This is a genomic window from Dysgonomonas sp. Marseille-P4677, from assembly GCF_016652235.1.
In the GTDB taxonomy this organism is placed as follows: domain Bacteria; phylum Bacteroidota; class Bacteroidia; order Bacteroidales; family Dysgonomonadaceae; genus Dysgonomonas.
Genome location: NZ_JAEPKU010000171.1, coordinates 1 through 7,563, shown reverse-complemented (window position 1 = coordinate 7,563; position 7,563 = coordinate 1). Strand labels below are relative to the sequence as shown.

At 40.2% G+C, this 7,563-nt stretch carries 3 protein-coding genes and 1 pseudogene; all 4 read left to right on the top strand.

The features are described from left to right. The first annotated feature begins 34 nt into the window (after positions 1-34). A complete protein-coding gene (locus JGH11_RS18175; RefSeq protein ID WP_201114163.1) occupies positions 35-3,253 on the top strand; it encodes a TonB-dependent receptor in 3,219 nt (1,072 codons plus the stop codon). Between the two features lie 12 nt (positions 3,254-3,265). Then, positions 3,266-5,233: a RagB/SusD family nutrient uptake outer membrane protein gene (locus tag JGH11_RS18170; RefSeq protein ID WP_201114161.1), complete on the top strand. Its 1,968-nt coding sequence runs from the start codon at positions 3,266-3,268 to the stop codon at positions 5,231-5,233. An 84-nt stretch (positions 5,234-5,317) separates the two neighbouring features. Continuing rightward, the gene (locus JGH11_RS18165; RefSeq protein WP_236264145.1) at positions 5,318-6,478 is read left to right on the top strand and encodes a glycoside hydrolase family 76 protein; all 1,161 of its coding nucleotides are present in this window, start codon (positions 5,318-5,320) and stop codon (positions 6,476-6,478) included. Between the two features lie 6 nt (positions 6,479-6,484). Next, positions 6,485-7,563: pseudogene (locus JGH11_RS18160) on the top strand (hypothetical protein); the annotation flags it as partial.

Below are 7,563 nucleotides of genomic sequence, written 5' to 3'. Positions count from 1 at the left end.
CTTTTTAAGTAAATAACTATTAATATTTTAATTTATGAGAAACATTGTAAAACTTCTTACAAAAAGGGTTACGATCTTTTGCCTAATGCTTTGTTTCACTTCCATGCTGACAATAGCAGCGAAAAGCACTGAAGGAACAAACTCACAATCAAGCATTAATCAAAACCCGGCCAATCAGGAAAAGAAAAGAGTAACAGGTCGTGCCACCGACGCCAAAGGTGAGCCGTTACCGGGAGTTAGCGTTATTGAAGAAGGTACTCAGAATGCAACAATTACCGATGTTGATGGATTATACGAAATCAATGTGAAAAACGGCGCAACAATAAACTTTATCTATGTCGGATTCGAAACCGGATCTGTAAGAGTCGGTAGTAGCTCTGTATATGATATATCCTTAATGGAGAAAGTGAACGAATTGAATGAAACAGTCGTTACAGGATACGGCGTTCAGAGGAAAATCAGTTCGATTGGTGCTCAATCGACACTAAAAATGACCGATACCAAGGCTCCTACAGGAAGCTTATCTACTGTTCTTGCAGGTAGGCTGTCCGGTATCGTAGGGGTACAACGTACAGGTGAACCCGGAAAAGATGCCGCCGATATCTGGATTCGCGGAATCTCTACCCCCAATGGTGCAACCCCATTGATATTGGTTGATGGAGTAGAACGTCCGTTTAATGAAATCGATCCGGAAGATATAGAATCAGTAACTTTGTTGAAAGATGCATCGGCAACTGCTGTATATGGGGTGAGAGGTGCCAATGGTGTTATCATCATAAAAACGAAGCCTGGTATTATAGGGAAACCGGTAGTAAGTGTCGATTACTATGAAGGCTTTAACCGTTTCACAAAAGCACCGGAACTAGCAGATGGTATTTCCTATATGGAAGCTGCGAATGAGGCTTCTTACAATATGGGACGAGGACTTTATAAAAATTACTCACAGGATTATATAGAAAATACACGTTTAGGTAATGACAAGCTGCTATACCCTAATGTGAATTGGAGAAAAGAAGTATTCAACGATTGGGCTCATTCCCGAAGAGTAAATGCCAATATCAGGGGAGGTAGTCAGATGGCTCAGTTCTATACATCTCTCAGCTACTATAACGAGACGGGGATGATAAAATCCAATGATTATGAAAGTTATGATTCTAAAATCAACTATGAGCGCTACAATATCACTTCCAACTTAAATGTACAGCTCACCCCAACTACTAAAGTTGATGTCGGAGTACAGGGATACTTGTCATACGGCAATTATCCGGCTATATCTTCACAGGATATATTTTCTTCCACCATGGAAGTAAATCCGGTAAAATATCCTGTAATGTTTGTCGTTGACGGTGTTCAGTATGTTCCGGGAACTCATACACAAGGTGCCGAGCGAAATCCATATGCAGATGCAACAAAACGTGGCTACCGTAATGAAATGAAAAACAGGATACAGTCAAATATCAGGGTTACACAGGATTTGGATTTTCTGACCCAAGGCTTAAAACTATCTGCAATGTTTGCATTTGATGTTGAAACAACACGTGAGAGGTCGTACGGTAAAAGGGAAAATACTTACTACTTCGCAAACAGAAACAATCCTTACGATGAAAACGGTAATCCTATTCTGGCAGCCACCTGGAACAATGGTTCTACAGTATTAGGCTATGGGAAAAATTTTGCAGGTCAGCAAAAAGATTATTTTGAAGCTTCTCTAAACTATGAGAGAACGTTTGGTGAAGATCATCGCGTGGGTGCAATGGTTATTTATACACAGGAAAATAAAACATATAATGAAGCTAATTCTATTATAGAATCAATACCATTCAGACTACAAGGGATCGCCGGTAGAGCTACTTATTCGTGGAAAGACCGCTATTTTGCAGAATTCAATATCGGTTATAATGGTGGTGAAAACTTCCCTAAAGACAGACGTTTCGGTACATTCCCCGCTGTAGGTGTGGGTTGGGTAGCTTCTAATGAATTGTTCTGGGATCCGTTGAGAAATGCTGTATCATTCTTTAAATTGCGTTATACTCATGGTAAGGTAGGTAACGGTAGGACAGGTACTAACTTGGGTGATAGACGCTTTATGTATATCGAGCAATATGAATGGAACGGAGATTACGGTTATTCTTTCGGTACTAATGGCAGAACAGGTGTAAGAATCTCCAATCCAAGTACTAGCTTGGGATGGGAAGTTGCAACTAAACAAGACCTAGGTCTCGATATAAAACTATTGAAAGACGATTTATCTCTTACTGTAGATTTTTATAAAGAAAAAAGAACAGACATTCTATTGTTGAGAGATCAATCTTTACCGGGATATGCAGGCTTCCAGGCTGTACCTTATGGCAACGTAGGTGAAACAAAAACAATAGGTGTAGACGGTAATATTGATTATTACAAAAAACTGAATAATGACTGGGCATTGACCTTACGTGGAAATATGACATGGGCTAAGCCTGAATGGGTCGATAATGATATTCCGGATAGAGAATACGCATGGAGAAACAGAAAAGGTTTTAGTTTGACATCGGTAGAAGGATACACTGCTGTCGGACTCTATACTCAGACCGATATAGATAAAATAAATGCATGGAATGCATTGTCTTCGGCAGAAAAAGCAAATACTCAACAACCTTTTCCAACTCCTCCGACAGTAGGAATGAGCGATGTTAGAGCCGGTGATATTATGTACAAAGACATGAATGGAGACGGAAAAATAGATGATAATGACAAATCATGGTTGGGAAATGGAGATGTACCTGAAATCAACTACGGATTTGGATTTAATCTTGACTATAAAGCCTTTTCGATAGGGGTATTATTCCAGGGTACAGCTGAGGCTAATCGCTTTGTGGGAGGTATAGTAAGACCATTCAATGATGCCGGGAACGGAGCCGTTTACAGTAATATCGAAGACCGTTGGACTGAAAGTAACCCTAGCCAAAATGTATTTTATCCTCGTTTAGCTTATGGTAATGACGCTTTGGGTAACCAAAATAACTTCCAAAATAGCACATGGTGGCTGAAAGATATGAGCTTCTTCCGCCTAAAAACTCTCCAGATGACTTACCGCTTGCCTCAAAACTGGTGCAGAAAAGTACATCTGAAAAATGCAAGTGTTTACATGATGGGTCTGAACCTGTTTACATTATCAAAATGGAAACTTTGGGATCCCGAATTGAATACTGACAATGGAACTAAATATCCTAATACAACATCTTATACAATCGGAGTTAACTTCAACTTCTAAAATATAATGACTATGAATAAAAAATATATAAGCGTTTTTACCGGGATACTCATGCTATTTGGACTCAGTTCTTGTAGCGACTATCTGAATCAAGTACCAACAGATATCACCTCCTTGGAGAAAGTATATGAGACCCGCAGTGGTGTACAGGACAATTTGGCTACAGTCTACTCATCTATGCCGGCCGAGTTTGAGGACCGATGGACAGCCTCGGGAGGAGCGAATGGTACTTCAGGTGCATGGAATGCAGGATGTGACGATGCCGAGTTTGTTTGGGATTTTAATGGAGCTCAGACTATAAACAACGGTTCTTTGACCTCAGAAACAGGATTTGTGTACAGTTATTGGCATAAATGGTATAAAGGAATCCGGGCTGCCACTTTGTTCATGGAAAATATCCATATCTGCAAGGTTCTCGAACCCGGCGATCTTGAGCAATGGACAGCCGAAGCCAGAGCTGCAAGGGCTATTTATTATTACTATCTGCTTAGACTATACGGACCTGTTCCTATTATAGAAACTCCGATCTCCGAACAAGCACCTATCAGCGAATTGAATACATCAAGAAACAGTGTGCCCGAAGTTGTGGCATATATCCTTTCCGAACTGGATGCAGCCATTAATGGCGGATTGATAAGCAATATAAAACAAAGCAGTTCTGAAACAATCACTTCAGGTGATAAAGGATTAGGACACATAGATAAAGTTATTGCAAGAGCGTTTAAGATTCAGGTCAGGATGCTTGCGGCGAGTGACTTATTCAATGGCTCTAACAGTTATTATGCATCATTGACTAATCCTGATGGTAAAAAATTATTCCCGTCATATTCCGATAGCGAGAAGAAACAATTATGGGCAGAAGCTGCTGAAGAAGCCAAAACTTTTATTCAGGATTATGTAGGCAGAGGATATGAACTGACCCGTAAGTATACCAATGGCAATTTGGATCCTTATCTGTCTTATCGCGAAGCAGTCAGAGGTGCAACATCGGAACTGACAGATTTCGGAGGAACGACTTCTGCAGCAGAAATGATATGGTTCAATAAACAAGGTAATGCAAGCACGATGCATTATAACAGAACTCCGAAACATTTTGGTTTTGCCGACGGAGTTCGTTGTTCGGGAGGTATGGCCGCAACACAGGAATCTGTTGATGCTTATTTTATGTCTAATGGGCTGAAACCTATCACTGGATATCAGTCTGATGGCAAGACTCCAATAATAAACACAGCGTCAGGATATACTGAGAGTGGTTTCTCAACTGCAGACTACAAAGATCCTGTAACTGGACGCGTATTAGCACCTAAAGGTGTATGGAATGCATGGGTAAACAGAGAACCTCGATTTTATGCAGATATAACATTCGACGGACAGAAATGGCTGTATGAAGGTTCAGGGGTGGTTTATACTGGCTTACAAAACACAGGAAACTCGGGTAGAGGTACAGGAAACACCAATGACTATTCTAAATCAGGATACGTTGTACGAAAATCTGCTCCTCTTACCGTTTGGGGTAATAATGACAGAGTTTCTATCATGCTTCGTTTGGCCCAGATATATTTGGATTACGCTGAGGCTCTGAACGAAAGTAATCCGGGAAATGCTGATATCCTTAAATATGTGAATTTGATTCGTGAACGTGCAGGTATACCTCAATACGGTTCTGGCGCGGGAAAAATAGTAATATCCAACGATCAGGCCACAGTAAGGCAAGCTATACGCAACGAACGTCGCGTGGAATTGGCATTCGAAAGTTGTCGCTACTTCGATGTACGCAGATGGTGTACTGCTGAAAATGCTTCAAGTCTTGATTACCAAGGTAAAGCAATCTATGGTATGAACATAGATAAAGATGGAGAGGATTTCTTTGTCCGTACAAAAGTTGAAGACAGAGCTTTTAGCAAGAAGAACTATTTCTTCCCTCTTCCTCTTAAAGATTTGGTTATCAATAAGAATTTAGTCCAAAATCCGGGTTGGTAATTTTTTTATCATAGTAGGGGCATTACGTATGTCTCTACTATGATAAAAGTTAAGTTAGTGCACCGGAATAAATTCTGTAAAATCATGATTAAAATATTACTGAAAATGATGAGAAGAATATTCTTTCTCATAATGTTCTGCTTATTGTTTCTAACCTGTTCCGGCGATTCCGATAATAATGGTGATACGAAAGGGAATCCTTACGAATTGAAAGAATTTACAGAACAGGATGCAACAATGGCCATCGATGCATTTAATAACCAGTTTTTAAACACATCGACACAGATATATTATACCAAGTCTAATAAGGAAGGTGTTGCCGCTATCTGGACTCAGGCTATATATTGGGATATGTTGATGAATGCCTATAAAAGAACAAAAGATCAGAAATATTATACAATGATTGAAAACTTTTATCTGGGTGCGTATAATTATTATGACAAATATAATTGGAACAATCCTATAGTCTGGTTTATTTACGATGATATCATGTGGTGGGTAATGTCTTTTGCCAGAGCATATGAAATTACAAAAGATCAGAAATATCTGGATTATTCCATCACAGGTTTCGAAAGAGTATGGTCTGGAGCACCTGGTATCGACAGCGGCTCTTACGATCCTGTAAATGGTGGAATGTATTGGGGGTGGAAATCCGACCAAAGAGGTAAAACCGCCTGTATCAATTACCCAACAGTAATTGCTGCAATGACACTTTACAATATTACCAAAGATGACTCATATCTTGATAGAGCAAAAGAAATATATGCATGGAGTCGCAATGTTTTGTTCGATAAAAGCAGCGGACGTGTGGCCGACCATAAGGTAGGTACCAATCCCACAAATTGGACATTGCATATATATAATCAGGCAACATGTATTGGAGCAGCTGTTTTATTATATAAGGAAACAAAAGAAGAACAATACCTGAATGATGCTATCCTTACTGCAGATTATACAAAGAACAATATGTCGGACAGTAAAGGTATTTTATCTTTCGAAACAGGTATAGAGCAAGGTATTTATACGGCCATTTTTTCTCAATATATCATTCGCCTGATTGAAGATGGCAACCAGACGCAATACATAGAATGGATGCGATATAATGCGAATAAAGGATGGAGCAATAGAGATTCTCGCAATCTCACCTATAAGGACTTCAACTCAGCATGTCCTACCGGAGTTATCGAAGTATACGATGCTAGTGCTTGTCCGGCTCTGATGCAAGTAATACCATCAAAAAAATAAATGAATATGAAAAAGAATGTATTGATTATATGCCTTTTGGTGTTGGGCCTCCAAGTGGAAGCCCAGACAAGCGACAATGTCAAGACCACTTTTCAGACATCTCGCGAATGGCGACCTACTATAGATACAAGGGCGGATGCCGCAATGGTATATGGGGTAGGTGGAAACCCCTCCGATAAATCGAAAAGAATAGTCTTTGAGGATCGTGTCAAATCTTGGCGCGATAGGGGATATATAACTCATTTTATGACGGGAATAGCTTGGGGTGAGTATCAGGACTACTTTACAGGAGAATGGGATGGGAAAATGCATCTCGACGAAGGACAGGTACAGCAAAACGGTGATACTATATGGCATGGCCATATGGTACCTTATATTGTGCCGACTAAAAACTATCTGAATTATATAAAGGAAAAGCATGTTAAAAGAGTCATAGATGCAGGTATCGACGCAATTTTTATGGAGGAGCCCGAATTCTGGGCACGCGCGGGATACAGTGAGGCTTTTAAGCGGGAGTGGCGAGATTATTATGGGTTTGAATGGCGACCGCAACATGAGTCACCGGAGAACACGTATTTGTCCAGCAAACTGAAATATCATTTATATTACAATGCTTTGAACGAGGTATTTACTTATGCTAAGGAATATGGAAAGAGCAAAGGGATGGATGTAAAGTGTTATGTCCCTACGCATTCTCTGGTAAATTATTCGCAATGGATGATTGTTAGCCCGGAAGCTAGCTTGGCTTCGTTGCCGTGTGTGGACGGATATATTGCCCAAGTGTGGACGGGGACTTCACGTGAACCTAATTTCTTTAACGGGCAGAGAAAGGAAAGAGTTTTTGAAACCGCATTTTTAGAATATGGATCGATGGAATCGATGACTGCTCCGACAGGACGTAAGATGTTCTTTCTTACAGATCCGATAGAAGATTGGCCAAGAGATTGGGTGGATTACAAGAAGAATTACCAGGCTACATTTACCGCACAACTTCTGTATCCGAACATAGCGGATTATGAGGTGATGCCATGGCCGGAACGTATATATGAAGGACTTTACAGAACGAGTCCAGATAGTGATAAGAG

Excerpts from the sequence above, each read along its gene's own strand:
- JGH11_RS18175 (WP_201114163.1), top strand. The coding sequence starts at position 35 with ATGAGAAACATTGTAAAACTTCTTACAAAAAGGGTTACGATCTTTTGC.
- JGH11_RS18170 (WP_201114161.1), top strand. The coding sequence starts at position 3,266 with ATGAATAAAAAATATATAAGCGTTTTTACCGGGATACTCATGCTATTT.
- JGH11_RS18165 (WP_236264145.1), top strand. The coding sequence starts at position 5,318 with ATGATTAAAATATTACTGAAAATGATGAGAAGAATATTCTTTCTCATA.